Origin of the sequence: Paraburkholderia sp. SIMBA_054 (genome assembly GCF_046534875.1) — a bacterium.
GTDB lineage: Bacteria > Pseudomonadota > Gammaproteobacteria > Burkholderiales > Burkholderiaceae > Paraburkholderia > Paraburkholderia hospita.
Genome location: NZ_JAWRXV010001922.1, coordinates 1 through 228 on the forward strand (window position 1 = coordinate 1; position 228 = coordinate 228).

At 61.4% G+C, this 228-nt stretch carries 1 protein-coding gene; it reads right to left on the reverse strand.

The features are described 5' to 3' along the window. A partial coding sequence (locus SB822_RS61745) for a uroporphyrinogen decarboxylase family protein (RefSeq protein WP_410859758.1) occupies positions 1-228 on the reverse strand: 228 nt, incomplete at both ends.

Here is a 228-nt window from a genome sequence, read left to right on the forward strand (position 1 = left end):
GGGAAGCGATAGGCGAAAAGACGGGCGGGCGCCTGATCCGGCGTGCCGTGACCGGCAATCATATAGGTCGCAACGGTCCAGGGAGCGCCACAGAAGCCCAGCAGCGTGGTTTCGTCGGGCAACTGCTCGCGGAGCAGCCGAACCGTCTCGTAGACCGGCTCCAGCCTTTTGGCGACACCTTCCGTCTCAAGCCAGAAAATCTCGTCCGCATCAATCGGTGTCATCAAA